Below are 18,580 nucleotides of genomic sequence, written 5' to 3' on the forward strand. Positions count from 1 at the left end.
GTCATGGTCCCGATCAAGTACAACGTCCGGAACCTGAAGGTCCGCTGGGTGAATACCCTGATGACGATCCTCGGGACCGGCCTGATCGTCTGGTCCTCCTGTGCTCTTTTCAGCCTGGTTGAGGGGCTCCAGCATAGCCTGAATGTCTCGGGGGATCCGCTCGATCTCATCGTACTCCGTAAGGGTTCCTCCTCGGAGACAGTCAGCGGGCTGGATTCGGACAAAGCCGACAAGATCTTGAACCTCGATGGGATCGCTCGCGACCAGGATGGGAAGCCGCTGGCGGCGGGCGAACTGCTACATATCCCCGTCATGGAGCGGGTCAGCGGAGGCCGGGCCAACTTGATCTTTCGAGGCATCGGACCAGCGTCGAGGAAGCTCCGACCGGATTTCCAGATCGTCCAGGGTCGCGATCTGGAGGCCGGCAAGGGTGAGGCCATCGTCAGCCGGACCATGACTCGGAGATTCAAAGGTGCCGGACTGGGCGAGACGCTCCAGGTCGGGCCCAAAGAATCGTACCGGGTGGTCGGGATCTTCACGGCGGGCGGGAGTGCCGCCGAGAGTGAGGTTTGGGTCGATATCGCAGACTTGAAACAGAACACTCGCCGCGAAGGATTCGTCTCGACCGTCCAGTTGCGGGCCGCCAGCGCCGAGGCTCGCGACAGCCTCCGGCGGACAATCGAGACGGATCCCCAGTTCATGCTTGCCGCCCTGCCCGAGCCCGAGTTTTTCGCCACTCAGTCGCGTACCGCTCTCTTTTACAAAGTGGCAGGCTATGTGATCGCCCTCTTCCTGAGCGTGGGAGCCATGTTCGCGGCCGCCAATACGATGTTCGCCGCGGTCAGCTCACGAACTCGCGAGATCGGCACAATGCGAGCCCTGGGCTTCTCCCGGTTCTCAATCCTGATCTCGTTCCTGGGAGAGTCCGTCTTGCTCTGTACCCTGGGAGGGATCGTCGGGGTCCTGGCGACGCTCCCGCTCACGTTCCTGACATTCGGAACGAATAATATCGACACCTTCGCCGAGATCAGCGTTGGCTTCCGCTTCGGCCCGCTCGTCCTGATCGTGGCCGCCGCGATGACCCTGGCGATGGGGGTGATCGGCGGGCTATTCCCCGCGATCCGGGCGGTCCGGTTGGATGTGATCTCGTCGCTTCGCGAACTTTAAATGGGGCGAGCCTTTTCATCCCCCGAGTAACATTCTCGACAGGGGACCGGCCGGCAAATCGGGCCGGACGAGAGTCTCGGGGCGTCCGAGGTCATCCGTGATCCCTTCGGCCGCCAGGTAGCCGGACCGGACGGCCCCTTCCATGGTGGCGGGCCAGCCGGTCGCGGTCCAGTCGCCAGCCAGAAAGAGCCCCTCGATCGGGGTTCTCTGCGGCGGTCGGATCGCGTCGACACCCGGTCGAACGGCAAAGGTCGCTCCGTGTTCGGTGACGATTCTCGATCGGATCAGTTTGGCCTCGGTGGACGCGGGCCAGATCGAATTCAATTCCTTTAGCACAAGAGCCAGGATTGCTGGATTGTCCAGCGAGAGCAGATCGTAAGCCGCGCTGATCACGACCTGGAGATACTGGCCCTGGCCGTCAGACCCTGTTCGACCCTGGATCATCGTGTGATTGAAGACCCAATGAATCGGCCGGGCGACGGTCACGACGTGGTCGAAAGGACAGACATCGCGATCGAACCAAAGGTGGATACCCGTGATGGGTGAGGACTCGATCGCTTCGAGCTTTCCGAGCGTGGGGATCCGCTCGCGGAGTCCGTCAGGAAGGAGTTTTGCCACCCGATCAAACGGTGTTGCGAGGACCACGAAGTCGGCATCGATGGTTTCGCCGGAACGTAGCCTGAGTCCACGCAGATGACCATCTTCGTCCATCTCGACCGTCCGAACTCCCGTCGTCAAACGGACCGCCACCCCTTGCTCGTCGAGCCAACGCTCGAGCCTCGACCCATAGAGCTCACCCAGGGGGACCAGGGGTAGCTCCATCTGGTAGCCTTCGCGATTCCGGAGGAAGCCGTCCAGGAACACCTTCCTCGCATGCCCGACGTCCATCCGATCGAGCCGTTCATTCAAGGCCGAGATCAGGACCGTCCCCCAGTAGCGGTCGATTGTTCGGTCGGTCTGGCCATTGCGTCGGAGCCAGGACTCGAACGATTCTCCGGGTCGGTCATGACGATCGAATCGGAGCCGTGCCAGGCCATATCCGACCCGGAGACGTTCCGTCCAGGTGAGATAATTCGCCCGGAGAAAACTCCCCGAAAGGTGAAATGGCGCCGGCCAGCTCCCGGCGGCCAGTTCCGAGAGCCGCCCTTCGGGGCTCAGAAAACGAACGGTTGACTCTCGACGAAAGAGCCCGACGATCCCAACCCTCCGACAGAAGTCGGTTAAGTTCGTACAGCAAACCATGCTGACATGCTGGCAATTGTCGACGAGTTCGCCACTTGCGGGGTCGGGAAATGAGCTGGCCCGACCTCCGAGGCGGGGACGACTCTCGATCAAGGTGATCCGGACCCCGTGGCCCGTCAAGGCGGCGGCCACGGCCAGCCCCGCCAGTCCACCGCCAACGATCGCCACATGAGGAGGGGAAGGGACGGCCATCGGCGAATTCATCCGCAACTGCGGGACTCCGCGAGGAATGGCCCGGGTTCGGGGAGTGGTCGGGCGAAGCGTGATCCCATCGAGACCAGCGTGATCGCGAGTTTCTGATAAGCTGGCAGCGTGACTCGACCCGAGAGGACGTCGTAGTCCCTTCGAATGATCTCGTCCAGGAGTGACCGATAGATTCCCACGATCGCTCGGAGGACCGGTCGACCGACCGGTGCGACCATCGAGGCCAGCGGCTCCGACTTCGAATAATACTCGGCGGCCCGACCTCCTTGAAACTCCAGGAGAGCACGAACCCGTCCTGTCGCCCGAGGAGCGGCCAGTTCCGAAGGTTCGACACCGAATCTTCGAAGGTCTTCCTGGGGGAGGTAGACGCGACCCTGAAGGGCATCCTCTCGGACATCGCGGACGATGTTGGTGAGTTGGAGCGCCACGCCGCAGGCCTCGGCCAGGGATTCGGCCTTGCCCCCCTCGGAGTGGAACCCCCAGATGTGGAGGCAGCTCAGCCCGACTGCCGAGGCCACTCGGTAGCAGTATTGATAGAGTTCCTCGAACGTGACGAACGGCCGAGGCTCGACGTCCATCGCGACCCCGTCGATGACCTCGTGCAGATACCGGCGAGGGATCGAGTGGGTCCGAACCGTGTCGACCAGGGCAGGCATGCCCGGCCAGGGTTCGTCCCGACCATCCAGCGCGTCGTCCAGGCTCCTGCGCCAGGCGTCGATCGCTATCGCCTTCTCACTGGACAGGCCAGGGAGATCGGCAAGATCATCGGTCCTCCGGAAGAACGCATAGAGGGCGCACATCGCCCTCCTGCGCGCCGGGGGGAGGACCAGGAAGCTGTAATAGAAGTTCCGGGCCTCCTGCCGGGAGAGTCGGGCGCAGAAGTCATAGCTGGCGCGGAGATCATTCATGAGGCTCGCCCCGCCAGGACCCGGACCGTTCTCCGGTTTTTCGGAGATCTGGACAAGAAGACGCGGAGGAGGAGGCCGACCTTCGCCAGCTTGCTGACTTCCGGCCTCGAGGCAAGGACGTCGTATCCCTGAGCCTCGATCCGGTCGAGGATCGCCATGCCTCCTCGAGAAAACAGGTCGACGTCCACGCCCAGTTCCCGGGGCATTCTCCCGATGAGAGTCCGGCCCGCCACGAGTCGCTCGCGGGCCCGTCTGACCTGCTCGCGGAGCAATGCCTTGAAGGCGGGCGTGAAGCGGAGGTGGTGGAGATCGTCATCACCGTAACCGAAGCGGAGGCGATCCTCACGAGGCAGGTAGATCCGCCCGATCTTCAGGTCACGAGCCACGTCTTGCCAGAAATTGGCAAGCTGTAGCCCGGTACAGGTCAGGTCGGATAGCCGGGCATTCTCCTCGCTGAACGATCGTGCCAGGTAGAGGACCAAGTGTCCCACAGGGTCGGCCGATCGCGTGCAATAGTCGAGGAGCTGATCGAACGTCTCGTATTCGGAAACGCGCTGATCCTGCTCGAAGGCCGAGATCAGGGCCTCGAACGGTGTGATCGGGATCTCGAATTCCTCGACCGTTTGCCGAAGGGCGACCATGACCGGGTGTCGGGCTTGCCCCTGGTACATGGCTTCGAGTTCGCCACGCCACCAGGAGAGGAGTTCGAGCGATCGGGCGGGATCGCCCACCTCGTCCCCGAGGTCGTCGGACCACCGGCAGAAGGCGTAAATGCTCCGGAAAGCGGGACGGAGCGGCTTTGGCGTGAGCCAGGTGACCACGCTGAAGTTTTCGTAGTGGCTCGAAGTGAGCCGGGCGCAGTAGGCCAGTGCGTCGTCGATCCCGACCGGGTCTCGACCCTCGGCCTCGGGCCCGTAGCGACGGAGTTCATCCAGGAACGGCATGGGCGGGCCTTCTTTCGATGAGCCCGGGCATCCTTCCCGATCTCCGACCAGGCCCCGGGTCGGGCGATTCTAACCCAACCGGCATGCGTTTCGCCAGACAACACGCCGGTTGACCCCTCCGGACCCCTCGCGCACAATCGGCGGTTCGAAATCGACAACCCTCGACGCTCACGGAGAACGACCGATGAATCGAAATGCCATCCGATTGGCCGCCGTACTGGCGCTGGCCGTCAGCACCGCCTCGATGGCTGCCGAGGAGGGATTCAAACCCCTCTTTAATGGCAAGGACCTGACCGGCTGGGTCACCCCCGAAGACAAGTCACTGTTCAAGGTCGAGGACGGCGTGATCGTCGGCCGGACCAAGGGCGATCTTCAGAAGAACGAGTTCCTGGCCACCGACAAGGCTTATGGCGACTTCGTCCTGAAGGCCAAGATCAAGTTCAAGGGGAACAATTCGGGGATCCAGTTCCGGAGCGTCCGTAAGCCCGATGGTGTGGTCTCGGGTCCTCAGGCCGACGTTGCTCCGGGCTACTGGGGCCTGCTTTATGAGGAGCGAGGCCGGGGGATTCTCGACCAGTACCCCAAGGAAAAGGCGGCAGCCCTGGTCCGAGAGGGGGCCTACAACGAATTCGTGATCACCGCGAAGGGGGACCACGTGACGATCTCGCTCAATGGCACGGTCGTCAATGACGTGACCGACCCCAAATTCGACAAGAGCGGGATCATCGCCTTCCAGCTCCACGTCGGCAAGCCGACCGAAATCCAGGTGAAGGACGTCGAAATCAAGACTCTCGACTGATCGAGTCGGAACGCGACTCATCCATCAACGACGCCCGCCGGGACCATTCCGGGTCACGGCGGGCGTTTTTGATGGTGCAGGATCCGGGGGCGTCGCGGAGGCGTTTCTTCTCCGCGTGATCCAATTGACCGATTCGAGCCTCATTGTCGTCAGGCCGATTCCTGGGAGTTTCCGAGAAAGTCCCAAGTCCGCGGGAGAGAATCCCGATAAGTGATCTGGTACTGCACGTCTACTCCTAGTAAAAGGGGCCAACCGCGGTGATCGCGATCCCCTCCGTTCGCGGAACCGGGCCGACTGGATGGTCGAGCCCGTTCATCGACAGGGAAGTCGCAATCGACGCGATACCGAAAGCGGGTCGGCGACCCGATGAGCCCCTTGATTGGGGAACTCATCGGAAGTCTCTTGGCCCGCCGCTCGGGACCCGGTCCGTCAAGACGACGGGCCGAGGGGCCTTCGATGCGAGGCCCGCCCAGGGAAGGGCCGGGGGACCATCCCGGTCAGCCGCTCACCTAACGATCCACCTCCAACTTCTCTCGGCGCGAGCGTCCGCACGGTCGGACCTGGCCCCGGTTCGGTCTTCTCCGACACCATTGGCGTCGGGGATTCCGCTCGGGTCGATCCCTCCGCGTCGAATGGCCCGGACCACGATGGCATCCCCGCCCCGGGGCCATCGCGACCGGCACGAATCCGCCCCCGGGTATGGGTCGCGATTCGGGTCGTCCTGCGGGAAAGGAGTCCGTGCGGCATGACCATCGCGCCTCTGCTGATCGCCCTGATCGTCACCGCGGCCGCCGAGAACTCGGGCGAGCCCGTGCTCCTGGACTTCCACGCGTCCTGGTGCAGCCCCTGCCGCCAGATGCGTCCGGAAGTCGAAAAACTCGTCCGCAAGGGTTATCCGGTCAAATCCATCGACATCGACCGGTCGCCCGAGCTGAGCGAACGATACAAGGTGACGGCCGTTCCTACGTTTGTCATCGTTGATGCGAACGGGAAGGTCCTGAACCGTGCCTCCGGGGCCATGCCTGCGGTGCAGCTGGCCACCTTCTACAACGAGACCAAGACCCGGGCCCCATCGGCAATCTCCGCCTCCGAGGAGGAGGAACCGGAGGGTGCACCCTCGAGGCTCCAGGATCAATCACCGGAGGAAGTCTCCGAAGCCGAGTCACAACCCGGCACTCCGCTGATCAATCCCAAGCCCTGGGAGACCGTGGTTCGGATCAAGATGCATCTCTCCGACTCGGAGTGGGGATTCGGTTCCGGGACGATCATCCATAGCACGGCCGAAGAATCGATCATCCTGACCTGTGCCCACATCTTCCGGATCAAGGGACGACAACAGCCCTCTCCGAAGAACTTCCGCGTACCCATTTCGGTCGACCTCTTCGATGGCCAGTTCGTCAGCGCCCGACCGGCAATGATTCGGTGCTCGGAGAAGGATATTCCCGGAGAGGCCATCGACTATGATTTCAACAACGACGTCGGTCTGATCCGGATCAGGCCCGGTCGAGTCCTGGCGGCATCGCGCGTAGTCCCTCCCGACTGGCAGCCGCAACAGGGAATGAAGATGTTCTCGGTGGGCTGCTCGCACGGTCGTGATGCCACCGCCTGGGATACGACGATCCTCGACCCTAGGGTCGGGATGAGCAACAGTTCGACCAAGCAAGGCTTCGCCACGATGAAATGTGCTCACCAGCCCATGGAAGGTCGATCGGGCGGCGGTCTCTACACGACCGATGGCTATGTTGCGGGCGTCTGCGACTTCGCCGATCCGAACGAAAAGGTCGGCCTCTATGCCGTCCCCGACGCCATCCACCGACTGCTCGACCGCAACCAGCTCATGGCCCTCTACAAGCGGGGCGGCGACCAGGGCGGGACCATGTTGGCGTCGGACCGGTCACGGGCCCGATCCAGGGGTTCCTCCGAAACCTACGTTCGGGCGCAGAATTCTCCCCTCAGGGAGCCGGTCCCGGCCGCCGACGCCATCACGCTTCCGCCGTTTGACATGGTGGCGAGTCGGGACGCTCGTAATGCCGCGGTTACCTCGGGAGCCAAGGCCTGGCAGGCGGGCGAGAACCGGACGGCTCCCCCCAGGCAGCCTCGATCGTCGGTCCGGCCAGATCTCGCCGCGAACCTCGACAATTCCATCGATCCGGGAGCGCCGGTGACCACGGAACTCGAGATGGAACCCTCCGCCGAAGATCGAGCCTTTGAGCGGACACGATCGGAACTCTCCAGGACCGAACCAACCGCCCCGGCCGGATCTCCTCGATCCGCTGCCGGCTGGAAGCCCGCCCGTCAGGCCTTGCCGGATCTGGTCGGATCTTCGAGAAGTCGTCGGTGAATTGCGGCTCAACTGAAACAAGGCCCATCAACGTCCACGGACGTTGATGGGCCTTTCTGCGTCTTGATATCCGAATGCACAACTGCGATGCAACTTAGGGAGAAACATCACGATACGTTCGGTTCGCTTAGGTTCACTGCTCCAGTTCCGTGAGCAACTCGTTGACTTCACGGTCGAGCCGCGTTCTCCCGACGGGGTTGTTGGAGGACTCATACCAACGGCCCTCGGAGCGTGAGCCCAGGTCCGATGTCGGATCCTGATCCTCATCGACTCCCTTCGGGGCATTCGGATCCGACTGGGTCCGTGCTCTGAGATAGAGCTTGATGGGGACGTCCTTGAAGGGCAACCTCTCGCGGAAGACGTTCAGGAGATACCGCTGGTAGGTGGAATCGAACAGCGAGGGTGAGTTCACGAACAGGACGATGGTCGGCGGGGCCGATCCCACCTGAGTCGCGTAATAGATGCGAGGAATCCGATTGTCTCGTCCCGGAGGCGAGTGGGCCTCGACGGCTTCTCGGAGAATCCGATTGAGCGTCCCGGTGCCCACCCGCTGCCCCGCCTGCTTGTACATCGATTGCGAGAGATTCAGGAGTGCCTTGACATTCCGGCCGGTCGCCGCCGTGATGAAGGCCAAAGGCATGTACGCCATGTTCCGGAAGGCATGCTGGACCATCGTGGCGAATCGGCCCATCCCGGGGGCGTCAACGTCCTCGTTGTTGACCATCAGGTCCCATTTGTTCACCGTGAAGATGCACGGCTTGTATTGCTTGGCGATGTAGTCCGCCATCTGCTTGTCGAGCCGTGAGATGCCCTGGGTGGGATCGAGGAACAAGAGGACGACGTCCGCCCGGCGGATCGATCGTTCGGCCCGGTGGATCGAGTAAAAATCCAGGCTGTCCTTGATCTTTGCCTTACGCTTGACACCCGCCGTGTCGATCGCGACGAACGGCAGGCCATCGAGCTCGAACCGGACATCGACCGAATCTCGGGTCGTCCCAGGACGTTCGGAAACGATCATCCGCTCGGCATGGGCGAGGGTATTGATGAAAGTTGACTTGCCAGTGTTCGGGCGGCCAACGACCGCGATCTTCATCACCTCATCGGAGGGCTTCGCCGTGAAGACGTCGGGGAGTCGCTCGGCGATCATCTTGAGTAGTTGTTTCTTGTTGCGATTCTGCTGCGTCGAGATGTAGACCGGCTTCCCGCGTCCGAGCTTGTAGAACTCCCCGCCCCGAGAATCCATCTCGGGCGTGTCGCTCTTGTTGATGACCAGTAAGACGGGGGTCTTCTGGATATATCGGAGTCGCGAGGCGACTTCCTCGTCGAGGGGCATTACCCCATCTCGGACATCGACCACAAATAAGATGACGTCGGCTTCGTTGATTGCCGTCTCGATCTGACGGTCCACGTCGTCGGAGAGGTCATCGCGATCAACCATCCCGATCCCGCCGGTGTCGACCAGTTCGAAGAAGCGAGGATCGTCCTCGTCGCCGGCTTGGGCCAGGCTGCCGACGCGGTCCCGGGTCACCCCCGACATATCATCGACGATCGCGATCCTTCGCCCGACGATCCAGTTGAAGAGGGACGACTTGCCGACGTTCGGCCTGCCGACGATCACGACCTTGGGGAGTGCCATTACCGTCTCGCGTCCTTGTCCGTGACCGCTCCGGGGCAGATCGCGGATGGGGCCAGCTTGATCGTGGATGAATGATCGCTTGGAGTGTTATGCCTCAACTCCAGCACTCTTGTTATTATAGACGATCCTTTCGGAGTAACAATCCGGAAAAGTTTGTTTATGGTGTGATTAAGCGTTCAAGCAAGAGTATTTGGGGCTTGCAGGGACGTTGGGCCTTGCGAAAATCGTAGCCGTGCGGCTAGCCCTTGATGGGGCGGGGGGCTACCTATGTCGGATCGGGCCGGGGCAGACGGCGGATTTACGGTGCTGGATGGTGCGGCGCTGGTCACCGGCGCGGCTGTTGCCTTGGTCCACCTCCGGTCGTCCGTCCTCGAGTTTGATGATCTCTGGGATTGGGCCTGGGGTTCCGCGCTCTTTTGCTGGCTTGCCATTACTTCGGCGGGACCTTTCTCCTACCTGGTTCGGAAGTTCTTCTCCAAGCCCCCAGGGTTTCCCAGGTTAGGTGACCATCTCTGGGCCTTGGCGGGCACTCCCTGGCTCCTGGCAGCTATCGTCAGGACGGGCAAGCCCGAAAGTAATCGGTTAACCGGAAGGGTGGACCTTGCGTACGTCTGGATCCTGACTTTCGGTCTAACGGTGGTGGTCCTCGTCGCTGTTATGGTCATTGCTAGGAAGTGTCTCCAGGCCGATCCAGCTCGCCGAGTGGTCGATGAACCGACTCCATGGACGGATCGTCTCGGCTTCCTCCTGACGGTCGCCTGGCCGATCCAGTGCGGAGCCGGATTGGTGCTGGTGGGTTGATGGAAGGACCGAGGGCCCCCGACGATGACAACTCCCGAACAGCCAACGACTCGAGGACTCCGACTCCACGACCTCATCGGTCTGGTTGTTGGTTACGGGTTGGCGGCTCTCCTGGCCCGGTCGTTCTGGCCTCGGTCCCGGCCCTTGTCCGGCGTCCCGGGTGTGGCGTTGGGGCTCGAATTCCTCTGGCTCGGGATGGCGATGAGCGGTCCGATCGTTCTTCTGCTCGATCGTCGGGGAATTCCCTCGGAATCCGATCGATCCCGACGGCCAAAGCGTCCGGGAAGGCTGATCTCATCCAAGGAAATGCCCGAAACTCCGGTCGGCCGCTCGCACTCGATCCGGGCCGGTTCGGAGCCTTCCCGCTTTACCAGGGCCGAACTTTCCTGGCTGCTCATCGGCGCGTATTGGATCGCGTTTACGTTCTTCGTGGTCCCCGCCCGTTCGTTGGACACGCCTTGGGCTCTGGCCGGATTACTCCAGTTCCTGGCGGCGATCGGATTATTGCTGGTGCTCCCTCGTCAACAGAAGACGGCAACTCAGCCCCCTTCCTGGACGCATCACGCAGCGCTGGTCCTGCTTTACACTTGGCCGATCGCCTGGATCTTCCTGATCGTCCTCAGCGGGAGCTTCTGATGATGGAAGGGCCGAAGCTCCAACCGGAATCCGAACCGACCGTCTTGATTGCGATAATGGTCAAAAAGGCGATTCTGGCGTCGCTCATTCGTGTTGGCTCAAGGTCCAGGGATTGAAGGTCGGGCCGGACCTCATCGAGCCGCGTCCCGATCGGCGATCACCGTCTGATCGAGCCGGAACCTCGACGCCTGGCCGCAGAACGACGAAGCATTATCAGAGCCAGTGGCCACCGCACCAGATTCACTCATCTCGAGGTCGAGTCTTATCCCTCGATAAGCCCGAGCCCCGTGGGATCCGATGGGTCGAGTCGAAGCGGCTTCAATCCGGCTCGACCTCGACACACCGCTCGGCTAGTATGCCCGCGATCGGATCATGTCGAGATCCGCAGTCGGCAAGGAGGCCGGTAAATGAGCTTGGCTAAGCATCGATGGGCCGCGGTCTCGATCCTCGCGACCGGTGTTGTGATCCTGGTGTCCTGGGGCCGATCTCAGGCCCATGAGACAGCCGAGATTCGCGAGTATCGCGACCAGTTCGACGGACAATGGGTCGCCACCCGGATCCAATCGGGCGAGAATCTCAAGGCCGAAGGGCCGGAGGTATCTCATTGCCGGATCGAGTTTCGCGGAAAGTCGGTGGTTTTCCGACAGATGATCGGCGGGATCGACACCCAGGGAACTTATTTCATCCAGCCAACCAGACGAGCCGGCAAGATCGAGACCGGACGAGGCATTGACCTGCGACTCGACGCGGGTTGGGCAATCGGAGTCTTCGAGATAGAGCCGAACGAGCTTTCGTTCTCGCTCAATCCGCTCGCCTTGCCGGAACGGCTGGGAGTCCCCACCCGACGCCGGCCCACTCACGTTCGGGCCGGCGAAGGGCATGACCTGTACGTCTTTCGACGGGCGATGCCCGGCGAGTGACGAGGCCGAGAGGACGATCAGCCTTCCGAGTCGGTGCGTTCCTCGGTCGGGAAGTCCTCCGGCTTGTAACCGGCCTGCTCCCGGAGTCGAGTCATCCCTTCGGAATAACTCTTACGCATGATCTCGTACTGGGTCTCGCTCCAGTACGATGCCATCGACCCGTTCGGACCCATCAGCGACTCGAAACTAACCGGATCGCGCTTCTCAAGGGTCATCGCGTAATAGGTCGTTTCTGGCTGGTCGGGTTGAACGACGACCTCGCCCGGCTTGAGGCCGAAAAGGGTGTCCACCAGTGGCTCGCCGGCGTTCGGGATCTCTCGGAGTTCGGTCAAGGTGGCCGGGCCTCTCTGGAAGCTCGACTGACCGGGGAACTGCGAGGGGATCGGCATCCCCGGTTTGTACTTGGTGGTCGAGGCGATCGAGATGACGGGTCGGCCGTCGACCGTCAGGTCCTTGATTTGGCCTCCGGACTCCTTGAGCTTGGCGGCATATTCCTCGGCCGCCTTGCGGGCCAGGGGACGAGCCTTCTCGACCTTCCAGGCCTGGACGACTTCATTCCGGACCTCGTCGAGCGGGGCGACGTGGGCGGGATTGTCTTCGATCTTCCGAGCGAGGTAACGATCACCCACGATGTCGCTCAACTCGAAGCCTTCGTAGAGTGAAGTCTTCGGGTCGAAGGCGACGGCCGCGAAATTCTTGGCGTCGAACGATCGTCCGGAACCGGCCCGAGCGAGAGAGATCCGGCCGTATTGATCGGCCTCGGCTCGATCGAGCAGCGGGCTGATCTCGTGGACCAGGTTATACTTCTTGGCCACCCCGGCCAGATCCTCGGGCTTGGGCAGCGTGTAGTCCTCCGTCGAGCGTCCTTCCTTCTTGGCGTCATTGATGTCGTCAATGACCGACTGATATTTGTCGGCGAACTCGTCGACGAATTCCTCGCGGATTTTGGCGAAGGTGTCCAGGACTTCCTCATTCGCCTTCTCGCGGGCGAGCGAGCTGGCCAGAGTCTCGCGGACCTCGGAGAACGGGACATACTGGGGCGGGGTGAGGTTGGGCTCGCCCAGGAAAAGGTCGGGGGGAAGTTCGCGGTCGAGGGGGAACTCGGTCTTACGCGACTCGTAGAGCGACTTCAGTTCCTCCTCGGGAAGCTTCTCCCGGATCTGTTTGGCGATGGCATTGGAGTCGATCAGGAGCGACTCGACCTTGATCTTCCGGGGGATCTTGAATCCGGGGGTCGGGCTGTTCGGGCTGGGCAGCACATCCTTGTACTTCTCGTAGAGTTCGCGGACCTCGGTGTCGGTCGGCTCGCCAACCTTGTCGACGAACGAATTGACCAGGAATGGGACGGTCTTGAACGAAGCTCGCTCGGACTGATCCCTATAATTTCGAAAGACATCGAGCGGGGTCACCACAGGCATCGCGATTTCCTGGCGGGCCAGGAGGATCCGGACCTGTCCGGCGATGTCGGTCAGGAGTTGCTCTCCACTGATCTTGTTTTCGAACCGCCCGAGTATGACCTCGAAGAGTTGGGCATTCATCGCGCCGAAGGTCTGCAAGTCGATCCACTTCCGGGCGAACTCGGAAGTCTTGGGGATGCCCAGGCGATCGGCCTCGCGTTCGAGGATCAGGGCGTCGATCAGCTCGCTGCGGGTGGTCCCTCCGAAGAAGTTCGGGTCGCGACCGGCATAAGCCATGAATCGGTTGGCCGTTTGCCTCTGTTCGTTCACCGCTCCGAGATCGGACAGGTGAATTTTCTTGCCGAAGAGCTCGGCGACCTGGATGTCTCGGTCGGTTGCCCCGCTCGATCGGGCCCAGCTATTCAGGGTATCCGAGAGGACAAACCCGATCATGGCCAGGATGGCGAATACGACGAGCAACTTCCGCTGGTGTTGTCGAAAGACCGCGAACGGCATGGTGTTCCTCGAGCTTCGGGGCCGACTCGGCCGGGGGGCTATTGGAGCGGTCCCCCTTGACACGCCCCGGTACGCTAGCTATTTGAAGGGCGCGGGCTTCCCAGCACCGACCCAATCCGTAGTGTATCAGGAAACGTCCCGAGAACAACCGCAAACGAGATCCTCCGATCTCGCCGAAGGCCCCGACCGCATGCCCGAGGTCGTCGACCGAAGCGGCTTGTCCGGAGCAAGATAGGAAGATAACGTGGCCCGAAAGTCCTCGAAGACAACCTCACCCGAGACCACCGAGTCCGCCGCGCCGAAGAAGCGGGCCGCCTCTCCCAAGAAACCCGCCGCCCCCAAGGCGGCCAAGGCCAAACCCAAGGCCGTCGCCGAGGAAGAAGCACCGGTTCCGGCCCGCGTGAAAGGGCGAAGTCTGGTGATCGTCGAGAGCCCTAAGAAGGCCAAGTCGATCAACAAGTTCCTCGGCTCGAAATTCGTCGTCAAGGCGAGCATGGGGCACGTCCGGGATCTTCCCAAGCGCAAGCTCGGACTCGATGTGATCCGGGGTTATGCGCCCTCCTATGAGATCATGACGGCCAAGAAGGACACGATCTCCGAGCTGAAGCGGGAGGCCGCCAAGGCCGAAACCATCTACCTGGCAACCGACCCCGACCGCGAAGGAGAGGCAATCGCCTGGCATCTCCAGGAGGCGCTCGAGCTTCCCGACGACCGGGTCCGCCGCGTCCTCTTCTACGAGATCACGGAGAAGGCCGTCCGGGAGGCGTTCAACCACGTCGGCCCGATCGACATGGATAAGGTGAATGCCCAGCAGGCCCGTCGATTCCTCGACCGATTCGTGGGTTATGAGCTCTCGCCGCTCCTCTGGAAGAAAGTCGCCCGACACCTCAGCGCAGGGCGGGTCCAGTCGGTCGCCGTCCGACTGATCGCCGAGCGTGAGAAGGAGATCCGTGCCTTCGTCTCCGAGGAATACTGGCGGATAACGGCCACGGTCTCTCCGACCGGCAAGGCGGAAGAATCCGACCGATTCTCGGCCGAACTGGCCACATGGAAGGGGGAGAAGTTTTCGGCCAAGGTCGAGGAGGACGCTCGGGCGATCCGAGACGCGCTGGCCGCGTCGACATTCCGGGTGGCCGAGGTCGAGGAGGTCGAGAAGCTCGACAAACCCGACGCCCCGTTCAAAACCAGCACGCTCCAGCAACAGGCCGCGATCCGGCTACGGTTCTCCGGCAAGCGGACCATGAAGATCGCCCAGGAACTGTACGAGGGGATCGATGTCGGGGGGGATGGTCCCACCGGCCTGATCACCTATATGAGGACCGACAGCCTCCGGATGTCGGATGACTTCGTCACCGGGGTCCGCGAACAAATCCAGGCCGATCACGGCGACCGGTACCTGCCCGCCAAGCCTAATAAATACGCCGCCGGCAAGCAGGCTCAGGAGGCCCACGAGGCGATCCGGCCGACCGACCTGGCCCTCAATCCGGAACAGATCCGGGGCAAGCTGACGATCGACCAGTACAAGCTCTACTCGTTGATCTACCGGAGGGCCGTGGCCAGCCAGATGACCCCCGCCGTCTTCGCGGTCACCAATGTGGCCGTCGAGGCGGGTGAGGGCGTCTTCAAGGCCCAGGGGAAGATCCTCAAGTTCGACGGACACCGGAAGGTGCTCGCCCCGGCCGGGAAGCAGGAGGACGCACTCCTGCCGACCCTGAATGTCGGGATGACATTGGACCTTCACGAACTGGCCCCGACCCAGCATTTCACCCAGCCGCCTCCCCGCTTCACCGAGGCCGCCTTGATCAAGGCGCTGGAGAAGGAAAACATCGGAAGGCCCAGCACTTACGCGCCGATCATCCAAACGATTCAGGACCGGCTTTACGTCGAGCAGAAGGAACGAAGGTTCTTCGCGACCGACCTCGGGATGCTGGTCACCGACGTTTTGGTCGAGTACTTCCCGAAGATCATGGACTTCAAGTTCACCGCACACATGGAGGACGAACTCGACGAGATCGCCACGGCCAAGGTGGACATGGTCAAGGTCCTCGACGAGTTCTACCACCCGTTCCAGGAGGACCTCCGCCTGGCGACGGCGAACATGCCCAAGGTGTCGGTCCCCTCGTCGGAGATCTGCAACGAATGCGGTGCCCCGATGGTGGTCAAGTTCAGCAAGACCGGCCAGTTCCTCGGTTGCTCCAAGTACCCCGAGTGCAAGGCGACCCGGCCGATGGACGGGTCGGCCCGGCCCGCGGCCGTCGAGACCGAGCACAAGTGCGCCAAGTGCGGCAAGCCCCTGATGCTCCGCGAGAGCAAGCGGGGGCCGTTCCTCTCCTGTTCGGGCTACCCGACTTGCAAGGAGTCGTATAACCTCGATCCGGTCACCAACTTGCCGGTCCCTTCGGTGGTCGAGACCGAGCACGCCTGCGATAAGTGCGGAAAACCAATGGCCTTGCGTCAAGGGTCCCGGGGGGCCTTCCTGGGTTGCACCGGTTATCCGAAATGCAAAAACACCATGCCCGTCGACGACTCCGGCAAGCCGGTCGCTCCGGTCAAGGTGGACGTCAAATGCGAGAAGTGCGGCGGGCCGATGGGAGTCAAGCAAGGACGTCGTGGAGCTTTTCTCGGCTGCCTGAATTATCCGAAGTGCCGGAGTACCGCCCCGATCCCGGACGACCTCAAGGAACAGCTCGGTGATGCGGCGAATCCGGCCACGGCCACCGGACCCGACCTCAAGGCAATCATCCCGCTTGAGGTCTGCGACGATTGCGGCGGTCCGATGACCGTTCGAAAGGGAAGACGTGGTTATTTCCTGGGATGCGCCAAGTATCCCAAATGCAAGGGCACCAAGGAGCCGGGCGAGGCAACCATGGAGAAGATCACGGCCGTGACCGGGGTCTAGGAGATCGGGGCGCAGGGTTTGCAACCATGACTTGCCGAGTGGCGGGGTGTTTGTCGGTCACCTGGACCGCTCGCCCCGTCCACCTCCGGAGTGAGTTCCCATGCGACAACCCAACATTTCGGTCTATGGTTCGATGTCCTGCCCCGATACCGTCCGTGCGAATCGATTCCTGGAAGAGGCAGGGATACCCTATGAATTCAAGGACGTCGATGAATCTCCCGAGTTGGGTCAATACATCGCCGGCCTCAATCAAGGGAAACGGGTGGTGCCGACGATCCAGGTCGAGAATGAGTTCCTGATCAATCCCGGATTGAAGCAGCTCGACGAGGCCATCAAGGCCGCCTCTACCTCTTGACTCGATGGGAGTGCGATGGACGCCGAGACGCTTCGATCACAACAGGCGCCGATCAAGGCAAGATATCGAGAGGACGCCACCTCGGCCTCGATCACGTTGAGGTCGGTCGGGACGCTCGGCGAGGGGATCACCTGTCGGCTCGAAACGAGTCGAGGTCGGATCGATGCGGGACTTCACCCGGCCACGGGGGGGGACGGACTCTCCGCCTGTTCGGGTGACATGCTCCTGGAGGCGCTCGTTGGTTGTGCCGGAGTTACCCTGAATGCGGTGGCTACGGCATTGGAGATCCCCATTCGAGGTGGGACCGTGACCGCCGAAGGGGATCTCGACGTTCGCGGAACCCTGGGAATTCGGAAAGATGTCCCGGTCGGCTTCCGGGAAATCCGGCTCCGCTTCGACCTTCACGCCGACGCCACCGAGGAACAGCTAGCGACTCTCTTAAAACTTACGGAACGTTACTGCGTGATCTACCAGACACTCGTCCGATCTCCGGACATGAAAGCTTCCATGATCCGAACCGACGATCCTGATGATCTCATTTCGTCGCGGCCCGTTGCTGGACGGGAAGGGTGATGGTGAAGGTTGTCCCTCGGCCGACCTCCGTGATCAAGTCGATCTTGCCCCCGTGATCTCTGACGATCTGGTAGGCCATCCAGAGGCCGAGACCGGTGCCAACCCCCTGAGGTTTCGTGGTGAAGAAGGGGTCGAAGATTTTCCCTCGGATCGCCTCGGGGATTCCCGGGCCATCGTCAGCCACGTCGATCTCGACTTGATGAATCTCGGGATCCGGACGGGTCCGGATCGTGACTGTCGCTCCGGGCTCGACGGCCTGGATGGCGTTCATCAAGAGGCTCAGCAAGAGCTGATGAATCTGCGCCGGGTTGCACCAGACTTCGGGGATCGCCTGGGACTCGATGACTAGTCGGATCTCTTTCTGGCGTAGCGGGTAACGAATCATCTCGACGGTCAGGCGGACGGCCTGATTGAGGTCAGCCCATTCTTGCTCGGACTCGTCCAGCCTGGAAAAGTCGCGGAGCCCCTCGACGATCTCGCCGACTCGATGTAAACCTTGCTTGGTACTCTTGAGGAGTCGTTCCAGATTGGAGAGGGTGTATTTGATGTCGATCGTCTGCTCGAACTCTCGAATTACAGTCGGGATGTCTTCTCCGAGATGCGAGCGGTACAAGGTCATCAGATCGGCGACTTGTCGGAGGTCACGATCGAGGACAGCGAGATTATTCGAGGCATAAGAGAGGGGGTTATTAATCTCGTGGGCGACGCCAGCGACCAACTGTCCCAGGCTGGCCAACTTCTCACTCTGGATCAACTGGGCCTGGGCCTCCTGGAGTTTTCGGAGGGCCGACTCCAGCTCATCCTTGCGTCCTCGAAGCTCGTTCTCGGTCGATCGGCGGGATCGTTCGAGTCGGTGTCTTTCCAAGGCCCCGAGAACGGCCAGGACAATCCTGGGGGTGTGCAACTCGTCCTTCGTTACGAAATCCGAGGCGCCTTTCCTGATCATCTCGACGGCAAGTTGCTCGTTGCCTCCGCCACTCACCACCACGACGGGAAGGTTGAGGGCCAACTCGCTCCGGATCGACTCGAGGACGGCTTCACCGTTCATTCGAGCCAGATGGAAGTCCAGGACGACCAGATCGAAGCTCTCCTGCAGGATTCTTTGCAGGCCTTCCTCGCCGGATCTGACGAACTCGAGGTCGAACCCCTGGAGAGTCCGTCGATAGACCGACTGGTCGGATGGATTATCCTCGATAATCAGGAGTCGATTCGACCTGCGCTCCCGGTCGTTCATCAGACCTC

General features: G+C 61.8%; 15 protein-coding genes. 9 read left to right on the top strand and 6 right to left on the bottom strand.

Translation table 11 applies throughout. From position 1 onward, the window contains the following. The first annotated feature begins 3 nt into the window (after window positions 1–3). Window positions 4–1,167: an ABC transporter permease gene (locus P12x_RS06610; RefSeq protein WP_435010095.1), complete on the top strand. Its 1,164-nt coding sequence runs from the start codon at window positions 4–6 to the stop codon at window positions 1,165–1,167. A 15-nt stretch (window positions 1,168–1,182) separates the two neighbouring features. Here P12x_RS06610 and hpnE read toward each other — a convergent pair whose 3' ends face one another. Genes hpnE through hpnC form a run of 3 tightly spaced genes read right to left on the bottom strand, consistent with a single transcriptional unit; the run spans window position 1,183 to window position 4,465 of the window. Further along, window positions 1,183–2,601 (bottom strand): hydroxysqualene dehydroxylase HpnE, encoded by a 1,419-nt coding sequence (gene hpnE, locus P12x_RS06615; RefSeq protein WP_435010096.1) that lies wholly within the window; start codon window positions 2,599–2,601, stop codon window positions 1,183–1,185. Between the two features lie 8 nt (window positions 2,602–2,609). After that, entirely contained in the window at window positions 2,610–3,521 is a 912-nt protein-coding gene (locus P12x_RS06620; RefSeq protein ID WP_435010097.1) for a phytoene/squalene synthase family protein, read from the bottom strand. Continuing rightward, entirely contained in the window at window positions 3,518–4,465 is a 948-nt protein-coding gene (hpnC, locus tag P12x_RS06625) for a squalene synthase HpnC (protein WP_435010098.1), read from the bottom strand. The genes P12x_RS06620 and hpnC overlap by 4 nt, the downstream gene beginning before the upstream one ends. Window positions 4,466–4,649: 184 nt before the next feature. Between hpnC and P12x_RS06630 the strand changes: the two genes are divergently transcribed. Together P12x_RS06630 and P12x_RS06635 are read left to right on the top strand one after the other, a co-directional pair. Continuing rightward, window positions 4,650–5,264: a 3-keto-disaccharide hydrolase gene (locus P12x_RS06630; RefSeq protein ID WP_435010099.1), complete on the top strand. Its 615-nt coding sequence runs from the start codon at window positions 4,650–4,652 to the stop codon at window positions 5,262–5,264. Window positions 5,265–6,009: 745 nt separating this feature from the next. Next, window positions 6,010–7,605: a thioredoxin domain-containing protein gene (locus tag P12x_RS06635; protein WP_435010100.1), complete on the top strand. Its 1,596-nt coding sequence runs from the start codon at window positions 6,010–6,012 to the stop codon at window positions 7,603–7,605. Window positions 7,606–7,738: 133 nt separating this feature from the next. Here P12x_RS06635 and der read toward each other — a convergent pair whose 3' ends face one another. Beyond that, entirely contained in the window at window positions 7,739–9,241 is a 1,503-nt protein-coding gene (gene der / locus P12x_RS06640) for a ribosome biogenesis GTPase Der (protein ID WP_435010101.1), read from the bottom strand. Window positions 9,242–9,508: 267 nt separating this feature from the next. Between der and P12x_RS06645 the strand changes: the two genes are divergently transcribed. From P12x_RS06645 to P12x_RS06655, 3 genes are all read left to right on the top strand, one after another. Continuing rightward, the gene (locus P12x_RS06645) at window positions 9,509–10,042 is read left to right on the top strand and encodes a hypothetical protein (protein WP_435010102.1); all 534 of its coding nucleotides are present in this window, start codon (window positions 9,509–9,511) and stop codon (window positions 10,040–10,042) included. A gap of 24 nt (window positions 10,043–10,066) precedes the next feature. Then, window positions 10,067–10,678: a hypothetical protein gene (locus P12x_RS06650; RefSeq protein WP_435010103.1), complete on the top strand. Its 612-nt coding sequence runs from the start codon at window positions 10,067–10,069 to the stop codon at window positions 10,676–10,678. 407 nt (window positions 10,679–11,085) lie between these two features. Next, a complete protein-coding gene (locus P12x_RS06655; protein WP_435010104.1) occupies window positions 11,086–11,598 on the top strand; it encodes a hypothetical protein in 513 nt (170 codons plus the stop codon). Window positions 11,599–11,615: 17 nt separating this feature from the next. Here the strand turns inward: P12x_RS06655 and P12x_RS06660 are convergent, their stop codons facing one another. Continuing rightward, window positions 11,616–13,511: a hypothetical protein gene (locus P12x_RS06660; RefSeq protein ID WP_435010105.1), complete on the bottom strand. Its 1,896-nt coding sequence runs from the start codon at window positions 13,509–13,511 to the stop codon at window positions 11,616–11,618. 244 nt (window positions 13,512–13,755) lie between these two features. On the opposite strand from P12x_RS06660, the gene topA reads away from it, so the two are divergent. The 3 genes from topA to P12x_RS06675 all read left to right on the top strand — a co-directional run bounded on the left by topA (window position 13,756) and on the right by P12x_RS06675 (window position 17,338). Beyond that, complete coding sequence (gene topA, locus P12x_RS06665; protein ID WP_435010106.1) at window positions 13,756–16,410, top strand: type I DNA topoisomerase; 2,655 nt, start codon at window positions 13,756–13,758, stop codon at window positions 16,408–16,410. Window positions 16,411–16,510: 100 nt separating this feature from the next. Continuing rightward, window positions 16,511–16,765, top strand: coding sequence for a glutaredoxin family protein (locus P12x_RS06670; RefSeq protein ID WP_435010107.1), 255 nt, complete (start codon window positions 16,511–16,513; stop codon window positions 16,763–16,765). Between the two features lie 15 nt (window positions 16,766–16,780). Next, entirely contained in the window at window positions 16,781–17,338 is a 558-nt protein-coding gene (locus tag P12x_RS06675) for an OsmC family protein (RefSeq protein ID WP_435010108.1), read from the top strand. Here the strand turns inward: P12x_RS06675 and P12x_RS06680 are convergent. After that, window positions 17,301–18,572, bottom strand: coding sequence for a sensor histidine kinase (locus P12x_RS06680; protein WP_435010109.1), 1,272 nt, complete (start codon window positions 18,570–18,572; stop codon window positions 17,301–17,303). The genes P12x_RS06675 and P12x_RS06680 overlap by 38 nt on opposite strands. Window positions 18,573–18,580: the final 8 nt, after the last annotated feature.

The organism is Tundrisphaera lichenicola (assembly GCF_051175385.1).
Lineage (GTDB): Bacteria > Planctomycetota > Planctomycetia > Isosphaerales > Isosphaeraceae > Tundrisphaera > Tundrisphaera lichenicola.